Genomic DNA, 15,696 nt, shown 5'->3' on the forward strand with positions numbered 1-15,696 from the left:
TGTATGCCAACCAAAAAGAAACCGCTTCGAGAGTTACCGAAGGTCCCGAAAGAGCTTCTTGAACAGTTTTCCGCGACCCCACTGATGACCGCAGAGGCTATCGAAGAGGCCTCTGCCGCCTTCAAGAAAGCACTGATCGAGCGAGCCCTGAACGCCGAGCTTGGCCATCACCTGGGCTATCCTCCTGGCGCGCAGCGCCCAGAGGATGAGACCAACCAGCGCAACGGCAAGAGTGGCAAGACCGTGCTGACAGGCGATGGCCCGCTACGCCTGGATATCCCTCGGGACCGGGACGGCAGTTTCTCGCCCATCCTGATCCCCAAACATGAGCGCCGTTACACCGGTTTCGACGACAAGATCATTGCCATGTACGCCCGTGGAATGACGGTTAGAGAGATTCGGGCTTTTCTTTCCGAGCAATACGGAACAGACGTTTCACATGACTTCATCAGCTCTGTAACCGATGAGGTCATGGAGGAAATTGGTGCCTGGCAACAACGTCCCTTGGAGCCGATGTACCCGGTCATTTTCTTTGATGCGCTGCGAGTCAAAATCCGCGAAGAAGGTCTGGTTCGCAACAAGGCGATCTACCTGGCGCTGGGCGTTTTGCCTGATGGAACGCGCGATATTCTGGGCATCTGGATCGAGAGCACCGAAGGTGCGAAGTTCTGGATGAAGGTGTTCAACGACCTCAAGACTCGCGGTGTCGAGGATGTGTTGATTGCCGTGACCGATGGTCTCAAAGGCATGCCAGAGGCCTTGGGCGCGGTGTTTCCAGAAACAACGCTGCAAACCTGCATCGTTCATCTGATCCGCAACAGCCTCGATTTTGCAGCCTGGGACAAACGTCGGGCGTTGGCCAAGGCCCTCAAACCGATCTATCAGGCTGTTAACGCCGAAGCGGCTGAACAGGCGCTGGATGAGTTTGAAAGCGGGCCTTGGGGCAAGCAATATCCAACCGTAGTGGCTGCCTGGCGACGGGCATGGGATCGCGTGATTCCATTCTTTGTCTTCCCGCCTGCTATCCGGAAGGTGATCTACACCACCAATGCCATCGAGAGCATCAACGCCCAACTGCGCAAGATCATCAAGACCCGTGGCCACTTCCCGAACGACGATGCAGCGACCAAATTGATCTGGCTGGGACTGCGCAACATCACCGCAAACTGGGGCTCAGCGGCGCATGACTGGAAAAGTGCGATGAATCAATTTGCGATTCTGTACGGAGATCGATTCATCAGGCCGACCTGGTGAAATCAGGGCCTGCCTGACGGCAGGCCGTTACCGGCCCGCACACAAAAAATCTGACACTCCCTCGCGAGCAAGCTCGCTCCTACAGGGTAGGAGCGAGCTTGCTCGCGATAAGAGCCCAGAGACCTACCTGAAAAACCCCCTGAACCCATACCAGGCCGGCAACCCCAACCCAACCCACGCCAGCGCATCCCACCAACCATCCCCAAGCAGCGCGGCAAACAACCCCGCCGCCCCGAGCACCCCGATCAACAGCGGCATGCCGAACACCTTCATGTTCATCGCGCGCCCTCCGCGGCCGTGCGTCGGCGCACCCACCAGAGATAAAGCCCGCTGCCCAGCACGATGATGGTCAGCACATCCAGCGCCGCCCACAGAATCTGCATCGGCCGGCCGCCGTAGTCGCCAAAATGCAGCGGCTGCGACAGGCCCATGGCGTCCATGTACCACGGCCGCTCGCCCACGGCGGTGACCGCCAGGGTGCTGGCGTCGATCAGCACCGGCGTCAGCAGATGGGCGGTCAGATGGCTGCTGCCCTTCATGAACACCGCGTAGTGGTGCTCGCTGGAGAAGCGTGTACCGGGGAAGGCGATGAAGTCGGGCGTCATGCCCGGCGCAGCGTCGGCGGCGATATCCAGCACCCGGCTGACCGGTGCCAGCGCGGTCAGCGGCGGCGCATCACGGTACGGCGCGACCATCGTCGTCAGGCTGTCGTTGCGCCACGCGGCGATGACCAGATCCGACAGCGCGCTGATCACCCCGGTGACGCCCACCACCAGCGCCCAGGTCAGGGTGACGACGCCGATCAGGTTATGCAGGTCGAGCCAGCGCAGCCGCCGTGACTTGTCGTGGCGCACCGTGGCGAAGTCCAGCCGGCGCATGAACGGCGCATAGAGCACCACGCCGGAGATGATCGCCACGATAAACAGCACGCCCATGAACGCCAGCAGCAGCTTGCCCGGCAGGCCGGCGAACATGTCGACGTGCAGGCGCAGCATGGTCATCATGAAGCCGCCGTTGGCCGAGGGCATTTCCACGACCTCGCCGGTGCGCGCGTCGAGCATGAAGGTGTGCGACGAGTTGGGCTCGGTACCGGCGGTGGCGGCCATGATCGCCACCACGCCGTTGCTGTCGTCTTCGTCCCAGCCGAAGTACTGCATCACCTCGCCCGGACGATGGGCCTCGGCTCTCAGCACAAGCTGCGCGAGATCCAGTTTCGGGGTGTCGGCGGGCATCACCTTCAGCTCGGGCGCATCGCCCAGCAGGTGGTCGATTTCATGGTGGAAGATCAGCGGCAGGCCGGTGACTGCCAGTAGCAGCAGGAACAGGGTGCTGATGAGGCTGGTCCAGGTGTGGATCGCGGACCAGCGGCGGATGGTTTTGGCTTGCATGGGGTTGGCTAACCGTCGGTAGAAAGCGGTGCACATAATCGCGAGCAAGCTCGCTCCTACAGGGAGACGCGATCGGTCACCTGTAGGAGCGAGCTTGCTCGCGATGGGGGGCCTTAAAACTCCAACTGAGCCGAGAACTGCACGGTCCGTGGATCACCCAGGTAGAAGCTGTTCAGCCAGTATTCCTTGTTCGCCAGGTTGGCGACGTTGACCCGGAAGGTCACGTCGTTGTCCGCCACATGGGTCTTGTAGCGCGCACCCGCATCGAAGGTGGTGAACGACGGCAGGCTGACGTGGTTGGCTTCATCGGCATATTGCTTGCCGGTGTAATAGGCACCACCGGTCAGCGCTACGCCCGGCAGCGCGTCCAGATCGTACTCGGCGTAGACCTTGGCCAGTTGCTTGGCGACGTTGGTCGGGGCGTTGCCTTCGTTGGCGGTGATGGCGGTCTTCTTGACCTGCGGATCCAGCAGGGTGATACCGCCGACCACGGTCAGCTCGGGCATCACTTTGCCAGTCACGCTGAACTCCAGGCCGTTGTTTTCCTGGCGACCATCCTGGGTGTAGAGCCCGGCGCTGTTCTTGTAGTTGTTCGGCTTGTCGATGTTGAAGAAGGCCAGGGTGAGCAGGGTGTCGCCCACGGTCGCCTTCGCGCCGATTTCATACTGTTCGCTGATCTGCGGCGCCAGCGCCTGACCGGCGTTGATCGCATCGCTTGGCGCTACGCCGCCGGCCTGCAGGCCTTCGATGTAGGTGGCGTAGGTGGTCAGCCAAGGCACTGGCTTGTAGATAAGCGAGATGTTCGGCGAAGTCTTGCTCTTGTTGTACTTGGTCTCGGTCTCCGGCGTGCCGAAGGCCTTGGCGTAGACGAACTCGTTGGTGTAGCTCTTGATCTGGGTCTGGGTCACGCCAAGGATGGTCGACCACTGCTCGTTGAAGGTGATGATGTCGCCGAGCAGGAAGTTGTTGGTTTCCGCGCTGTTGGCCAGACGCTGGTCGCCATGACCGATGGACCAGCCGGGCTTGGTCACTTGCGGCTGCTCGCTCAGCGGAATGTCACCTACCGGCGACTTGTACTGCCAGCCCGGGTACGGGATGTGATCTTCGTACTGCTTCACCCGGGTGGTGTTGCCCTGGTAGCCCACGGTCAGTTTGTGATCCAGTGGGCCGGTGGCGAAGGCGGCGTCGAGGAACAGCGAGCCGGACTTTTCTTCGCTTTCGATCGGGGCAAAGGCGTAGATCGGCTGGCTGTAGGTGGTGGCGCTGGTCAGCGTCGGGCCGGTGTAAGTGAACTCATCGGTGTACTGCTGGGCCGCGAAGGCTGCACGCACGGTGAAGGTGTCGTTCAGGCGCCAGTTGGCGCGCACGCCGGCCTTGTCGGTTTCGTTGTCGGAGAACGACCATTTCTGGCTGTACAGCTTGTCGTTTTTCAGCGACGAGGCATCAGGCCGCTCGATGCCCGGTGCGACGTACCAATAGCTGCTCAGACCGCGCACCTGATTCTTGCGGTGGGACGCATCGAACTGGATCTGCAGGTCGTCGTTGACGTTCCAGTCCAGTGCCGCGCTGATCATTTCGCGGCGGTGCTTCTGCAGATCGATGGCGGTCTCGCCGTCCTGCGCCAGCACGTTCAGGCGGTAGGCGAACACGCCGGCGTCGTCGATCTTGCCGCCGAAGTCGCCATGCATGTAGTAGTTTTCGCCGCCGGCGTTGCCGAGGGTGACGCTGTTGTAGCGCTCGTAGGTCGGGCGCTTGAGCACGTAGTTGACCAGGCCACCGGGCGTGCCCGGGCCATACAGGAAGCCGGTCAGGCCGGTGATGATTTCCAGTTGCTCGGTGTCTTCGATGAAGTTGCCGGCATCGGCGCCGTTGCTGAAGCGCAGGCCGTCGTTGGCGATGTTCATGTTGCCGGAGCCGCTGAAGCCGCGGATCGCGACGGCGCTGGCGTAACCGGCGGAACGTGGCCCGTAGAGCTGGGTGGCGGGGTTGCGCTTGAACACGTCGTCGAGGCTGGTGGTCTGGGTGTTCTTGAGGAATTCCTGGGACACCACGCTCATGGAGTAGGGCGTGTCTTGCAGTTTCATGGCGCCGAGGGCACCGACGTTCTTGACGGTTTCTGCGCGATAGCCGGCGGCGGCGCTGCCGTCAGCGGCGGCGACCTTGGCGTTGATATCGGTGTTGGGCAGGGCGATGGCGTTTTCTTCCACGGCCACCAGGCTGTAAGTCCCGGCACTGCTCTGTTGCAGTTGCAGGCCGCTGCCGCGCAGGGCCTGTTGCAGGGCGCCGACGGCGTCGTACTGGCCTTTGACCGGAGCCGAGGTGCGCCCGCTGGCCAGCGCCGGGTCCAGGGTCAGGGCGATGCCGGCCTGGCTGGCGATCTGGTTCAGGGTGGTGGCCAGTGGCGCGGCCGGCAGGTTGTAGCTGTGCAGGTTGCCGGCCTGTTCGGCGGCGATCAGCGGGGTGCTGGCCAACGGTGCGGCGATGGCAATGGCCACGGCCAGCAGGCTTGGACGCAGGAAGCTTTCGATTGAGCGGGTCATGCGGGTCCTCGACGGGATATGTGCTAACTAGCCTCCTTGCCGAGCGAGAATTGAAAAGTGATAGGGCTGGATGAAAATATTTTCGATTTAGATTTCGGTGGGGCAGCGACCTGATCGCCGACAAGCCAGCGATCAGGTCAGCAGTGGTTATTTGTCGCCGCGCGCCATCACCGTTACCCACCACGGCGTCCGCTGCTGCACCTGCACCGGCAGGGTCGGCAACAGCGATTTCAGCGCCAGGTCGGTGTCATGCAGCGGGAAGCTGCCGGTGATGCGCAAATCGGCGACTTCGGGCGCAACGCCCAGGTAACCGGCGCGATAACGCCCCAGCTCGCCCAGCAGGTCGGCCAGCCGCACGTTGTCCACCACCAGCATGCCGCGGGTCCAGGCGTCGGCGCCGGGCTTGAGGGTGTTGATGCGACCCAACTGGTCGTGGCTCATCAACACTTCCTGGCCTTCATGCACGATCTGCTCGTCGCCGCTGTCCTGCGGCTTGGCGGCCACGGCCGACTGCAACACGCTCAGGCGCGTGCCATCGCCTTCCAGACGCACCAGGAAGCGCGTGCCCAACGCCCGCATGCGGCCATCATCGGTGGCGACGACGAACGGTCGGGTGTCGTTGGCCTTGTGCCCGGTCTCGATGGAAATCTCGCCGTCGTGCAGCACGATCAGGCGTTCGTTCTCGGTGAAGCGGATATCCACCGCCGAATGGGTGTTCAGGCTGATCAGCGTACCGTCGTCCAGGCGCAGGCTGCGCTGCTCGCCGGTGGCGGTGCGCTGGTCGGCGAGCCAGTACCCCAGCGTCTGATGAGCATTGACCCAACTGAGCAAACCGCCCACCAACAACAGGCTGGCCAGCCCGCCGCCGAGCTTGCGCACGCGCTGGCGCAGGCTGACCCGGGATTGCATCAGGGCCTTGCGCGCCGGGCCGGCGGCGGCGGCGAAACGCTGGTCGAGCATGCCCAGTTGTAGCCAGGCGCGGGCGTGTTCTTCGCTGGCGGCATGCCAGCGCTCGAAGTCGGCGCGTTCCTGAGCGTTGCCGCTGCCGGCATCCAGGCACAGTTGCCAGGCGATGGCGGCATCAAGCACACCGGCTGATACCGGTCTGGCGTTAAACGCGCTCATGTCGGCTCGCCGTACAGCGCGATGTAGCACTGGCGCATGCCCTGGGCCAGGTACTGGCGCACTCGCGGCACGGAGACGCCGATCTTTTCGGCGATCTCGGCATGGCTCATGCCGTCCAGGCGGTTGTACAGGAACGCGGCGCGGGCCTTGCTCGACAGCTTGCCGAGCAGGCGGTCGATGGCCTTGAGGTCTTCGAGGATCAGCAGCAGCGCTTCGGGAGACGGTTGTTCGGCCTCGGGCACCAGCAGCAGTTCTTCCAGGTACGCCTGCTCCAGCGCCGAACGACGGAAATGGTCGAACAGCAAGCCCTTGGCCACGGCCATGAGAAAAGCCCGCGGCTGGCGCGGCGCCGGCAATGCGTCGCGGCCGAGCAGGCGCACGAAGGTGTCCTGGCTCAGGTCTTCGGCGCGCTCGGCGCAGGCAAGGTTGCGGCGCAACCAGGCGAGCAGCCAACTGCGGTGGTCGCGGTACAGCGCACCGACCAGCTCGTTGTGAGGGCTAGGCACGGACGACAAGGCGTTCCCCGGGAAAAAGAATGCGTTAACTAACGAGAATTATTCGCGATTGTGTCAGAGCCTGTGGCACTGTGCAATTAACGCTCATCGGATTCAGCAAGGTCGGGGAAGGGCGATTACATCCCGTGGCTTTGCTGGCGCTTGCGCCGCCAGCTCTGGAGACGTTGCTCCAGAGCCTTCGGGCTGTCCAGTTGCTGGCGCCGGGCCTGGCTGAACAGGATCAGCGCCAGTTCGGCGGTGACCTGGGCGTCGGCGCTGGCGTTGTGACGTTCCTCGACCAGCAGCTTGAAGTGCGCCACCCAGTCGTCCAGGCCGGCGTCGCGCATCACCACATCCGGGTTGAGCAGCGGCGCCAGTTCCGCCACGTCCATGAACGGGTGCACGAGCTTGTAGCCGAGGCTGTCCTTGAGCGCGCGGCTGAGCATGCGCTGGTCGAAACCGGCGTGGAAGGCCAGCAGCGGGCTGTCGCCGATGAAGTCCATCAGGTCCAGCAGCGCTTCCACCGGGTCGCAGCCGGCGGCGATGGCGCTGGGCGCCAGGCCGTGGATCAGCACGCTGGGGGCGAGTTTGTGGTCGTGGCGGTGCAGGGTGCGTTCGAACTGCTGGCTGAAAACGATGGCGCCGGCTTCGGTCACCACGGCGCCGATCGACAGCACCTGATCGCGGTTGACGTTCAGGCCGCTGGTTTCCAGGTCCAGCACCACCCAGCGCTGCTTGCCCAGCGGCGTCTCGCCAAGCACCGGCGGCGTACCCAGCCCGGCCAGGCGCTGGCGCTGCACGTCGTCGAGGGTGGGTTGGCTGGGACGCAGCCAGGCAAACAAACTCATAGCTGGGAACTCACAATTGGTAACGCAGGGCCAGACTGCTTTGCAGGCGCTGGGCCTGACGCAGCGATTCACGCAGGATGCGCCGGTCCAGGTCGTTGAGGCTGTCCGGGTCGACGCGGTTGGAGTAGGGCAGGTTCTGCCGGGTCTGCAGTTGGTGCTGCTGCATGCGGGTCTGCTGGATGAAATGGTAGGCCTCTTCGAAGGCGCCGCCGTCCAGCGGGTCGATGACTTCCTTTTCCACCAGTTGGCGCAGGCGCTCCAGGGTGTTGTTGGCGCTGATGCCGTTGGCCAGGGCCAGCAAGCGCGCGCCGTCGACGAAGGGCGTCAGGCCCTGGACCTTGAGGTCGAGGGTGGCGGCCTTGTCGTTGCCGCTGCGGGTCAGGACGAACTCGCGGAAGCGCCCCACCGGCGGTTTCTGGCGCAGCGCGTTGTCCGCCATCATGCGTTGGAACAGGCGGTTGTCGGCGACCTGATCGAGGACGCTCTGGCGCAGTTGTTCGCAACTGTCGTCGTTGCCCCAGACCACCCGCAGGTCGAAATAGATGCTCGACGCCAGCAGGTTTTCCGGGGTCGCCTCGCGGATGAAGGCGGAGAAGCGCCGCGCCCATTCGGCCCGCGACAGGCACAGCTCGGGGTTGCCGGCCATGATGTTGCCTTTGCACAGGCTGAAGCCGCATTGCGCCAGACCCTGGTTGATGTGTTGCGCCAGCGGCAACAGGCGCCCGCGAATCTCGGCGGCTTCGGCCGCGTCGCGGGCGTCGAACAGGATGCCGTTGTCCTGGTCGGTGTGCAGGGTCTGTTCGCGGCGACCTTCGCTGCCGAAGCAGAGCCAGGTGAACGGTACGCCCGGGTCGCCCTTTTCCTCGATCGCCAGTTCGATCACCCGGCACACGGTGTGGTCGTTGAGCAGGGTGATGATGTGGGTGATCTGGGTCGAGGACGCGCCGTGGGCCAGCATGCGCTCGACAAGCTGGCCGATTTCGCCGCGCATCGCCACCAGGCTTTCCAGGCGCGGGGCGCTGCGGATGGTGCGGGCCAGGTGGACCAGATCGACCCGTTGCAGGGAAAACAGGTCGCGCTCGGAAACCACGCCGCACAGGCGGCGGTCTTCCACCAGGCAGACATGGGCGATATGCCGCTCGGTCATGGCGATGGCGGCGTCGAAGGCACTGGCCTGGGGCGTGAGGTAGAACGGCGAAGCGGTCATGTGGCCGGACACCGCCGAGTCGAAGTCGGTCTCGGCCCGGGCCACCACCTGGCGCAGGTCGCGCAGGGTGAAGATGCCAACGGGGAAGCGTTCGTCATCAATGATCACGATGCTGCCGACCTGGGTTTCATCCATCAGCCGCACGGCTTCGCGCAGGCTGGTCTGCGGCGTACAGGCCACCGGGTGGCGCATGGCGAGTTCGCCGAGGCGGGTGTTCAGTGAATACTGGTTGCCGAGGGTTTCCACCGCGCGGCGCTGCACCTGCTGGTTGACCTGATCGAGCAGGCTGCTGACCCCGCGCAGAGCGAAATCGCGGAACACTTCGGAAAGGGCGAACAGACGGATAAAGGCGGCTTTGTTCAATTGCAGACAGAAGGTGTCTTCGCCGGCCACGTGCTCGGTGCGGGTAGCGCGCTCGCCCAGCAGGGCGGCCAGCGGGAAGCATTCGCCGCGTGCGATTTCGAAGGTGGTTTCAGTGTCGCCCTTGACCACATGGGTGCGTTCGCCGACCACGCGGCCCTGCTTGACGATATAAAAATGCTCGACCGGGCCGTCGGCGGGCTTGATGATGCTGTCGCCGGCCGCATAGAAACGCAGTTGGCACTGCTCGACCAGATAGGCCAGATGGGCATTTTCCATCTGATTGAACGGCGGGAAGCGTTGCAGGAACTGCATGGTGCCCTGGATGTTCTGCATGACTGCAGTTTTCCCGGCTTGGGTGAAAGCGTCCATTTTGCTCATCGGCGTGACCGTTCCAGGGTTTCGTCCAGGGAAACCGTTTTGTTGTTATTGCCTTCATGGTCGGCTGCGGGCTACCCGGTGCCCATTGGACGTAAGTCTAAGGGGCTGATGCTCGACGAAATACAGGTTGCACGCACCGCGAATGCGGTCTGAACTTGGTTTACGGGACATTTTGCAGGTCACCGACGATGAGACACCCATGCCCGATCACGATGATTTACTGAGCGACGCCGAGCGTGCGGCGTTGGCGGAGCTTACGGCGCCGCCGCCCAGCCCGCAGAAAGTGCTGATCGTCGACGACGACGCTGACGCACGCGCGCTGCTGGCCGAGATCCTCGCGTTTCACGGTGTCGAGTGTGTGACGTTGACGGCGGCTGACGATGCGCTGCAGGTTATTGCGAGCGACCGGCGCATTGGTTTGTTGATCACGGATTTGCGGATGGGGCCGTTTGACGGCCTGGAGCTGATTCGCAAGGTGCGCGAGTCGGAGTGGGCGGCGCTGCCGATCATCATCATTTCCGGCGATGCGGATGTGCAGGATGCGATTACGGCGATGCATTTGAGCGTGGTGGATTTTCTGCTCAAGCCGATTGATGTGGATAAGTTGATGGAGTTGGTGCGCAGGGAGTTGGGGATTCAGGAATGAATTGGGGCCGCTTTGCGGCCCTTCGCGAGCGAGCTCGCTCCCACATAGGATTGAGCAAAAACCCTGTGGGAGCGAGCTTGCTCGCGAAGGGCTGCAAAGCAGCCCCAAATTCAGCGCCTGCGATCAGAGACCGTTACGCGCCTTGTATTCACGACGACGACGATGCAGCACCGGCTCGGTGTAGCCGTTCGGCTGCTTGGTGCCTTCAACGACCAGTTCAACAGCCGCCTGGAAGGCGATGTTGTTGTCGAAGTCCGGCGCCAGCGGGCGGTACAGCGGGTCGTTGGCGTTCTGCTTGTCCACCACCGGCGCCATGCGCTTGAGGCTTTCCAGCACTTGCGCTTCGCTCACCACGCCGTGACGCAGCCAGTTGGCCAGCAACTGCGCGGAGATACGCAGCGTCGCGCGGTCTTCCATCAGGCCGACATCGTTGATGTCCGGCACTTTCGAGCAACCCACGCCCTGGTCGATCCAGCGAACCACGTAGCCGAGGATGCCCTGGGCGTTGTTGTCCAGCTCGTTGCGGATTTCGTCCGCCGACCAGTTGGTGTCCGGCGCCAGCGGGATGGTCAGGATGTCATCGACCGAAGCCGGGGCACGCTTGGCCAGTTCAGCCTGACGGGCGAACACGTCGACCTTGTGGTAGTGCAGCACGTGCAGTGCGGCGGCAGTCGGCGACGGCACCCAGGCGGTGTTGGCACCGGCCAGCGGGTGAGCGATCTTCTGCTCGAGCATGTCGGCCATCAGGTCCGGCATGGCCCACATGCCTTTACCGATCTGTGCGCGGCCTTGCAGGCCAGCAGCCAGGCCGATATCGACGTTGGAGTTCTCGTAGGCGCCGATCCACTTCTGGGTCTTCATGGCGCCCTTGCGCACCATGGCGCCGGCTTCCATCGAGGTGTGGATTTCGTCACCGGTACGGTCGAGGAAGCCGGTGTTGATGAACACCACGCGCTCGCTGGCAGCCTTGATGCAGGCCTTGAGGTTGACCGTGGTGCGGCGCTCCTCGTCCATGATCCCGACTTTCAGGGTGTTGTGCGGCAGGCCCAGCATGTCTTCGATGCGGCCGAACAGCTCGTTGGTGAACGCGGCTTCTTCCGGGCCGTGCATCTTCGGTTTGACGATGTAGACCGAACCGGTACGGCTGTTCTTGCGGGTGGCGCTGCCGTTGAGGTTGTGGATCGCCGCGAGGTTGGTGACCAGGCCGTCGAGGATGCCTTCCGGCACTTCGTTACCGTCCTTGTCGAGGATCGCGTCGATGGTCATCAGGTGACCGACGTTACGCACGAACAGCAGCGAACGACCGTGCAGGGTGACGGTGCCGCCATTGGGCGCGGTGTATTCGCGGTCCGGGTTCATGGTGCGGGTGAACGTCTGGCCGCCCTTGCTCACGCTTTCCGACAGGTCGCCTTTCATCAGGCCGAGCCAGTTGCGGTAGACCACGACCTTGTCGTCGGCATCGACGGCGGCCACGGAGTCTTCGCAGTCCATGATGGTGGTCAGTGCGGCTTCGACCAGGACGTCCTTCACACCAGCGGCGTCGGTCTGGCCGACTGGAGTGGTCGGATCGATCTGGATTTCGAAGTGCAGGCCGTTGTGCTTGAGCAGGATGCCGGTTGGTTCGGACGTCTGGCCCTGGAAGCCGATCAGTTGCGCGTCGTCACGCAGGCCGCTGTTGCTGCCGCCTTTGAGGGCGACGATCAGCTTGCCGCCGTCGATGCTGTAGCGGGTAGCGTCGACATGGGAGCCGGCAGCCAGTGGCGCGGACTCGTCGAGGAAGGCGCGGGCGAAGGCGATGACCTTGTCGCCGCGAACCTTGTTGTAGCCTTTGCCTTTTTCCGCGCCATCGGCTTCGCTGATCACGTCGGTGCCGTAGAGCGCGTCATACAGCGAGCCCCAGCGAGCGTTGGAGGCGTTCAGGGCAAAGCGGGCGTTCATCACCGGGACGACCAGCTGCGGGCCGGCCATGCGGGCGATTTCGTCGTCCACGTTCTGGGTGGAAAGCTGGAAATCCGATGCTTCTGGCAGCAGATAACCAATTTCCTGAAGGAATGCTTTGTAAGCCACGGCGTCGTGGGCCTGGCCTTTGCGCGCCTGGTGCCAGGCATCGATCTGCGCTTGCAGGGTGTCGCGTTTGCTCAGCAGGGCTTTGTTCTTTGGAGCGAGGTCGTGGATGATCTTTTCCGCACCTGCCCAGAACTTCTCGGCGCTGACGCCGGTTCCGGGAATGGCTTCGTTATTCACGAAGTCGAACAGGACTTTGGCGACCTGAAGGCCACCGACTTGAACGTGTTCAGTCATTGCTTGCCTCACTCTGCTCAGCTATTACGCTTTTCTATTTATGCCTTACGCGCTTCTCTAAACACGGCACCAGGGCATGCCCTTGCGGGCGACTGGGTGCGGCCTTCCAGACGGGCTGGCGGGCGGTTGCGCATTTTCACAGGCGCTTGGCAGACATCGGATCGGAACGTTTTGTAGTCCGCGCCGCGGCATACTACATGATGCGCTGCGCTTGTGAAAATTAGACTAAATACGTCGTTCTGCGACCGTTTGGTCGCATGGGGTCACGCTGGGAAGGCGTATGTTCGCAAAATTTGTGTGGATTGTTCCAGATAAATCTTAAAACAGTACACGATTTGATTTTCGAAAGGCCTGCGGCAGGTTGCCGCGCCTTGCCTATACTTTCCCGGCGCGCCGTTGCCATGGGCGTTTCCACGGGTTTTCCAGCAGAGGTCGTCCGCGTGAATCATCTTGTACTCACTGTCATCGCCGCCGACAAGGCCGGCCAGGTGGAGCGTATCGCTCAATGCATCGCCGAGCATAATGGCAATTGGCTGGAAAGCCGCATGTCACGGATGGCCGGGCAGTTCGCCGGGATCCTGCGGGTGGCGGTGCCGGCCGAATCCCACGAAGAACTGGTGGATGCCTTGCAAGCGTTGGGCGAGCGCGGCATTCGCGTGCTGATCGCCGAAAGCGGCATCGAGCCGTCCTGCACCTGGAAACCCATTGCCATGACCCTGGTGGGCAACGACCGTCCCGGTATTGTCCGCGACATCACCCGCCTGCTGGCCGAGCAAGGCGTCAACGTCGAGCGCTTGAGCACGGATGTGCGGCCGGCGCCGATGAGCAGCGAGCCGCTGTTCCACGCCGACGCACTGCTTGCCGTGCCGCTGACCCTGTCCCTGGATGACTTGCAGTCGCGCCTCGAAGCGCTCGCCGACGACCTGATGGTGGACCTGGAACTGCGCCCGGAAGAGTAGTTATCCCCAATTCCCTGCCGTTTCACTTATCCCGTTTTATCGGGGACCCGCCTGTGGATAAGCTGGGGAGTCACGGCGCCAGGCCATACGGGCCGTGGCTTTCCGGCGATTGAGCAAAAAATCACCAGAATTCAGGGGCTTGTGCACAAAGCACGGGGATGAGGGTGTGGATAACCTTGGGAGAGGTTGCTGGAGGCCACGAACGGCGTGGCCTCCGGAGGTTTGTACGTTTTTTGATCAAGCGCGGCGGCGCAAACTCATCCAGGCATCGACGCTGTAGAGCGCCAGACCGGCCCAGATAAACATGAACGCCACCAGCGTGCTGCTGGACAAATGTTCATCGAACAACAGCACTGCCTGCAGCAACACCAGGGTTGGCGCAAGGTATTGCAGGAAGCCCAGCGTGGTGTACGGCAGGTGCCGCGCGGCGGCGTTGAAGCACACCAGCGGGACCAGCGTCACCGGGCCGGCCGCCATCAGCCACAGCGCTTCGCTGCTCATGTAGAACGCCGGTTGGGCGCTGTGTGCCTCGGGGTGGAGCAGCAGCCAGCCGAGCGCCAGCGGCACCAGCATCCAGGTTTCCACCACTAGGCCCGGCAGGGCGGCGACCGGCGCCTGTTTGCGGATCAGCCCGTAGAAGCCGAAAGTCAGCGCCAGCACCAGCGACACCCAGGGCAAGCTACCCACCTGCCAGACCTGCTGCGCCACGCCCAGCGCCGCCAGGCCCACCGCGACCCATTGCAGGCGCCGCAGCCGCTCGCCGAGCAACAGCATCCCCAGCAGCACGTTTACCAGCGGGTTGATGTAGTAGCCGAGGCTGGCTTCGAGCATGCGCCCGTTGTTCACCGACCAGACGTAGGTCAGCCAGTTGGCCGCGATCAGCACGCCGCTGACCGCCAGCACCGCCAGGCGGCGCGGGTTCTCGCGCAGCTCGCGCCACCAGCCCGGATGCTTCCAGACCAACAGCAGCAAGGAGCCGAACAGCGCCGACCAGAGCGCCCGGTGGACGATGATTTCCAGTGACGGAACGCTTTGCAGCGCTTTGAAGTAGAGCGGGAACAGGCCCCAGATGATGTAGGCGGTAAGGCCCAGGATGTACCCGCGGCGCGGGTTTGCGGCAGTCATGCAGGTTCCTTGCTTAGCTAGCTAAATACGCCGCCATTGTAGACAGAGCGCCAGACACATTTAGAACAATTTCAGCGGCGCTTCGTCCAGCGCGGCGCACTGTTCGCGCAGGGCGAGGATCTGGTCGCCCCAGTAACGCTCCTGGCCGAACCAGGGGAAGCTGCGCGGGAACGCCGGGTCGTCCCAGCGCCGCGCCAGCCAGGCGCTGTAGTGCAACAGGCGTAGGCCGCGCAGGGGTTCGATCAGGGCCAGTTCACGCGGGTCGAAGTCGTGGAATTCGTTGTAGCCGTCCATCAGCTCGGCCAACTGGCCCAGGCGTTCTTCGCGGCTGCCGGCCAGCATCATCCACAGGTCCTGCACGGCAGGGCCCATGCGGCAGTCGTCGAGGTCGACGATATGGAATACGTCGTCGCGGCAGATCATGTTGCCGGGATGGCAGTCGCCGTGCAGGCGGGTGAGTTTGTGCGGAGTGCGGGCGTAGATGGCCTCGATGCGCTTGAGCAGGTCACGCGCCACGGATTCGAAGGCCGGCAGCAGGCTCTTCGGCACGAACCCGCCGTCGAGCAGAGTGGCCAGCGAAGCGTGGCCGAAGTTATCCACCGCAAGGTGTTCTCGGTGGGCGAATGGACGGGTGGCGCCCACCGCGTGCAGGCGCCCGAGCAACTGGCCGAGGCGGTAGAGCTGATCCAGGTTGCCCGGCTCCGGCGCCCGGCCACCGCGGCGCGGGAACAGCGCGAAGCGGAAACCGGCGTGCTCGAACAGGGTCTTGCCGTTGTGCGCCAGCGGCGCGACGACCGGCACTTCGCAATCGGCCAGTTCGGCGGTGAAGGCATGTTCTTCAAGAATCGCGGCGTCGGTCCAGCGGTCAGGCCGGTAGAACTTGGCGATCACCGGCTCGGCGTCTTCGATGCCGACCTGATAGACGCGGTTCTCATAGCTGTTCAGGGCCAGCACCCGCGCGTCGCTGAGCAGGTCCTGGCTTTCAATGGCATCCAGGACCAGATCGGGAGTGAGGGTATTGAAGGGATGAGACATGCGCGACTCCGGCTGTGCGGCAGGTGAGCGGCC

General features: G+C 63.3%; 13 protein-coding genes. 3 read left to right on the top strand and 10 right to left on the bottom strand.

Annotated elements, in window-relative coordinates:
- The first annotated feature begins 3 nt into the window (after window positions 1–3).
- A complete protein-coding gene (locus HWV67_RS26515) occupies window positions 4–1,254 on the top strand; it encodes an IS256 family transposase (RefSeq protein WP_175653415.1) in 1,251 nt (416 codons plus the stop codon).
- A 123-nt stretch (window positions 1,255–1,377) separates the two neighbouring features.
- Here the strand turns inward: HWV67_RS26515 and HWV67_RS26520 are convergent, their stop codons facing one another.
- From HWV67_RS26520 to HWV67_RS26550, 7 genes are all read right to left on the bottom strand, one after another.
- A complete protein-coding gene (locus HWV67_RS26520) occupies window positions 1,378–1,533 on the bottom strand; it encodes a hypothetical protein (RefSeq protein WP_175653416.1) in 156 nt (51 codons plus the stop codon).
- Complete coding sequence (locus HWV67_RS26525; RefSeq protein ID WP_175653417.1) at window positions 1,530–2,642, bottom strand: PepSY-associated TM helix domain-containing protein; 1,113 nt, start codon at window positions 2,640–2,642, stop codon at window positions 1,530–1,532. Before HWV67_RS26525 ends, HWV67_RS26520 begins: the two co-directional genes overlap by 4 nt.
- A gap of 113 nt (window positions 2,643–2,755) precedes the next feature.
- Complete coding sequence (locus HWV67_RS26530; protein WP_175653418.1) at window positions 2,756–5,182, bottom strand: TonB-dependent receptor; 2,427 nt, start codon at window positions 5,180–5,182, stop codon at window positions 2,756–2,758.
- A 147-nt stretch (window positions 5,183–5,329) separates the two neighbouring features.
- Window positions 5,330–6,307 (bottom strand): FecR domain-containing protein, encoded by a 978-nt coding sequence (locus HWV67_RS26535; protein ID WP_175653419.1) that lies wholly within the window; start codon window positions 6,305–6,307, stop codon window positions 5,330–5,332.
- A complete protein-coding gene (locus HWV67_RS26540) occupies window positions 6,304–6,822 on the bottom strand; it encodes an RNA polymerase sigma factor (RefSeq protein ID WP_175653420.1) in 519 nt (172 codons plus the stop codon). The genes HWV67_RS26535 and HWV67_RS26540 overlap by 4 nt, the downstream gene beginning before the upstream one ends.
- 116 nt (window positions 6,823–6,938) lie before the next feature.
- A complete protein-coding gene (locus HWV67_RS26545; RefSeq protein WP_175653421.1) occupies window positions 6,939–7,649 on the bottom strand; it encodes a 3'-5' exonuclease in 711 nt (236 codons plus the stop codon).
- A gap of 10 nt (window positions 7,650–7,659) precedes the next feature.
- Complete coding sequence (locus HWV67_RS26550) at window positions 7,660–9,597, bottom strand: DUF294 nucleotidyltransferase-like domain-containing protein (protein ID WP_175653422.1); 1,938 nt, start codon at window positions 9,595–9,597, stop codon at window positions 7,660–7,662.
- Between the two features lie 199 nt (window positions 9,598–9,796).
- Here HWV67_RS26550 and HWV67_RS26555 point away from each other — a divergent pair, with 199 nt between their 5' ends.
- A complete protein-coding gene (locus HWV67_RS26555; protein ID WP_175653423.1) occupies window positions 9,797–10,243 on the top strand; it encodes a response regulator in 447 nt (148 codons plus the stop codon).
- A 123-nt stretch (window positions 10,244–10,366) separates the two neighbouring features.
- On the opposite strand, the gene HWV67_RS26560 is transcribed toward HWV67_RS26555, so the two are convergent.
- The gene (locus tag HWV67_RS26560) at window positions 10,367–12,544 is read right to left on the bottom strand and encodes a malate synthase G (protein ID WP_175653424.1); all 2,178 of its coding nucleotides are present in this window, start codon (window positions 12,542–12,544) and stop codon (window positions 10,367–10,369) included.
- A 440-nt stretch (window positions 12,545–12,984) separates the two neighbouring features.
- On the opposite strand from HWV67_RS26560, the gene HWV67_RS26565 reads away from it, so the two are divergent.
- Window positions 12,985–13,503: a glycine cleavage system protein R gene (locus HWV67_RS26565; RefSeq protein ID WP_110971497.1), complete on the top strand. Its 519-nt coding sequence runs from the start codon at window positions 12,985–12,987 to the stop codon at window positions 13,501–13,503.
- 237 nt (window positions 13,504–13,740) lie between these two features.
- Here HWV67_RS26565 and rarD read toward each other — a convergent pair whose 3' ends face one another.
- Both rarD and HWV67_RS26575 read right to left on the bottom strand, forming a co-directional pair.
- A complete protein-coding gene (gene rarD, locus HWV67_RS26570) occupies window positions 13,741–14,628 on the bottom strand; it encodes an EamA family transporter RarD (protein WP_175653425.1) in 888 nt (295 codons plus the stop codon).
- Window positions 14,629–14,688: 60 nt separating this feature from the next.
- Entirely contained in the window at window positions 14,689–15,663 is a 975-nt protein-coding gene (locus HWV67_RS26575) for a serine/threonine protein kinase (RefSeq protein WP_175653426.1), read from the bottom strand.
- Between the last annotated feature and the right edge of the window lie 33 nt (window positions 15,664–15,696).

Origin of the sequence: Pseudomonas sp. Marseille-P9899, from assembly GCF_903166565.1 — a bacterium.
Classification (GTDB): domain Bacteria; phylum Pseudomonadota; class Gammaproteobacteria; order Pseudomonadales; family Pseudomonadaceae; genus Aquipseudomonas; species Aquipseudomonas huaxiensis.

Excerpts from the sequence above, each read along its gene's own strand:
- HWV67_RS26520 (WP_175653416.1), bottom strand. The coding sequence starts at position 1,533 with ATGAACATGAAGGTGTTCGGCATGCCGCTGTTGATCGGGGTGCTCGGG.
- HWV67_RS26575 (WP_175653426.1), bottom strand. The coding sequence starts at position 15,663 with ATGTCTCATCCCTTCAATACCCTCACTCCCGATCTGGTCCTGGATGCC.
- HWV67_RS26525 (WP_175653417.1), bottom strand. The coding sequence starts at position 2,642 with ATGCAAGCCAAAACCATCCGCCGCTGGTCCGCGATCCACACCTGGACC.
- HWV67_RS26535 (WP_175653419.1), bottom strand. The coding sequence starts at position 6,307 with ATGAGCGCGTTTAACGCCAGACCGGTATCAGCCGGTGTGCTTGATGCC.
- HWV67_RS26530 (WP_175653418.1), bottom strand. The coding sequence starts at position 5,182 with ATGACCCGCTCAATCGAAAGCTTCCTGCGTCCAAGCCTGCTGGCCGTG.
- HWV67_RS26545 (WP_175653421.1), bottom strand. The coding sequence starts at position 7,649 with ATGAGTTTGTTTGCCTGGCTGCGTCCCAGCCAACCCACCCTCGACGAC.
- HWV67_RS26515 (WP_175653415.1), top strand. The coding sequence starts at position 4 with ATGCCAACCAAAAAGAAACCGCTTCGAGAGTTACCGAAGGTCCCGAAA.
- HWV67_RS26550 (WP_175653422.1), bottom strand. The coding sequence starts at position 9,597 with ATGAGCAAAATGGACGCTTTCACCCAAGCCGGGAAAACTGCAGTCATG.
- rarD (WP_175653425.1), bottom strand. The coding sequence starts at position 14,628 with ATGACTGCCGCAAACCCGCGCCGCGGGTACATCCTGGGCCTTACCGCC.
- HWV67_RS26560 (WP_175653424.1), bottom strand. The coding sequence starts at position 12,544 with ATGACTGAACACGTTCAAGTCGGTGGCCTTCAGGTCGCCAAAGTCCTG.
- HWV67_RS26555 (WP_175653423.1), top strand. The coding sequence starts at position 9,797 with ATGCCCGATCACGATGATTTACTGAGCGACGCCGAGCGTGCGGCGTTG.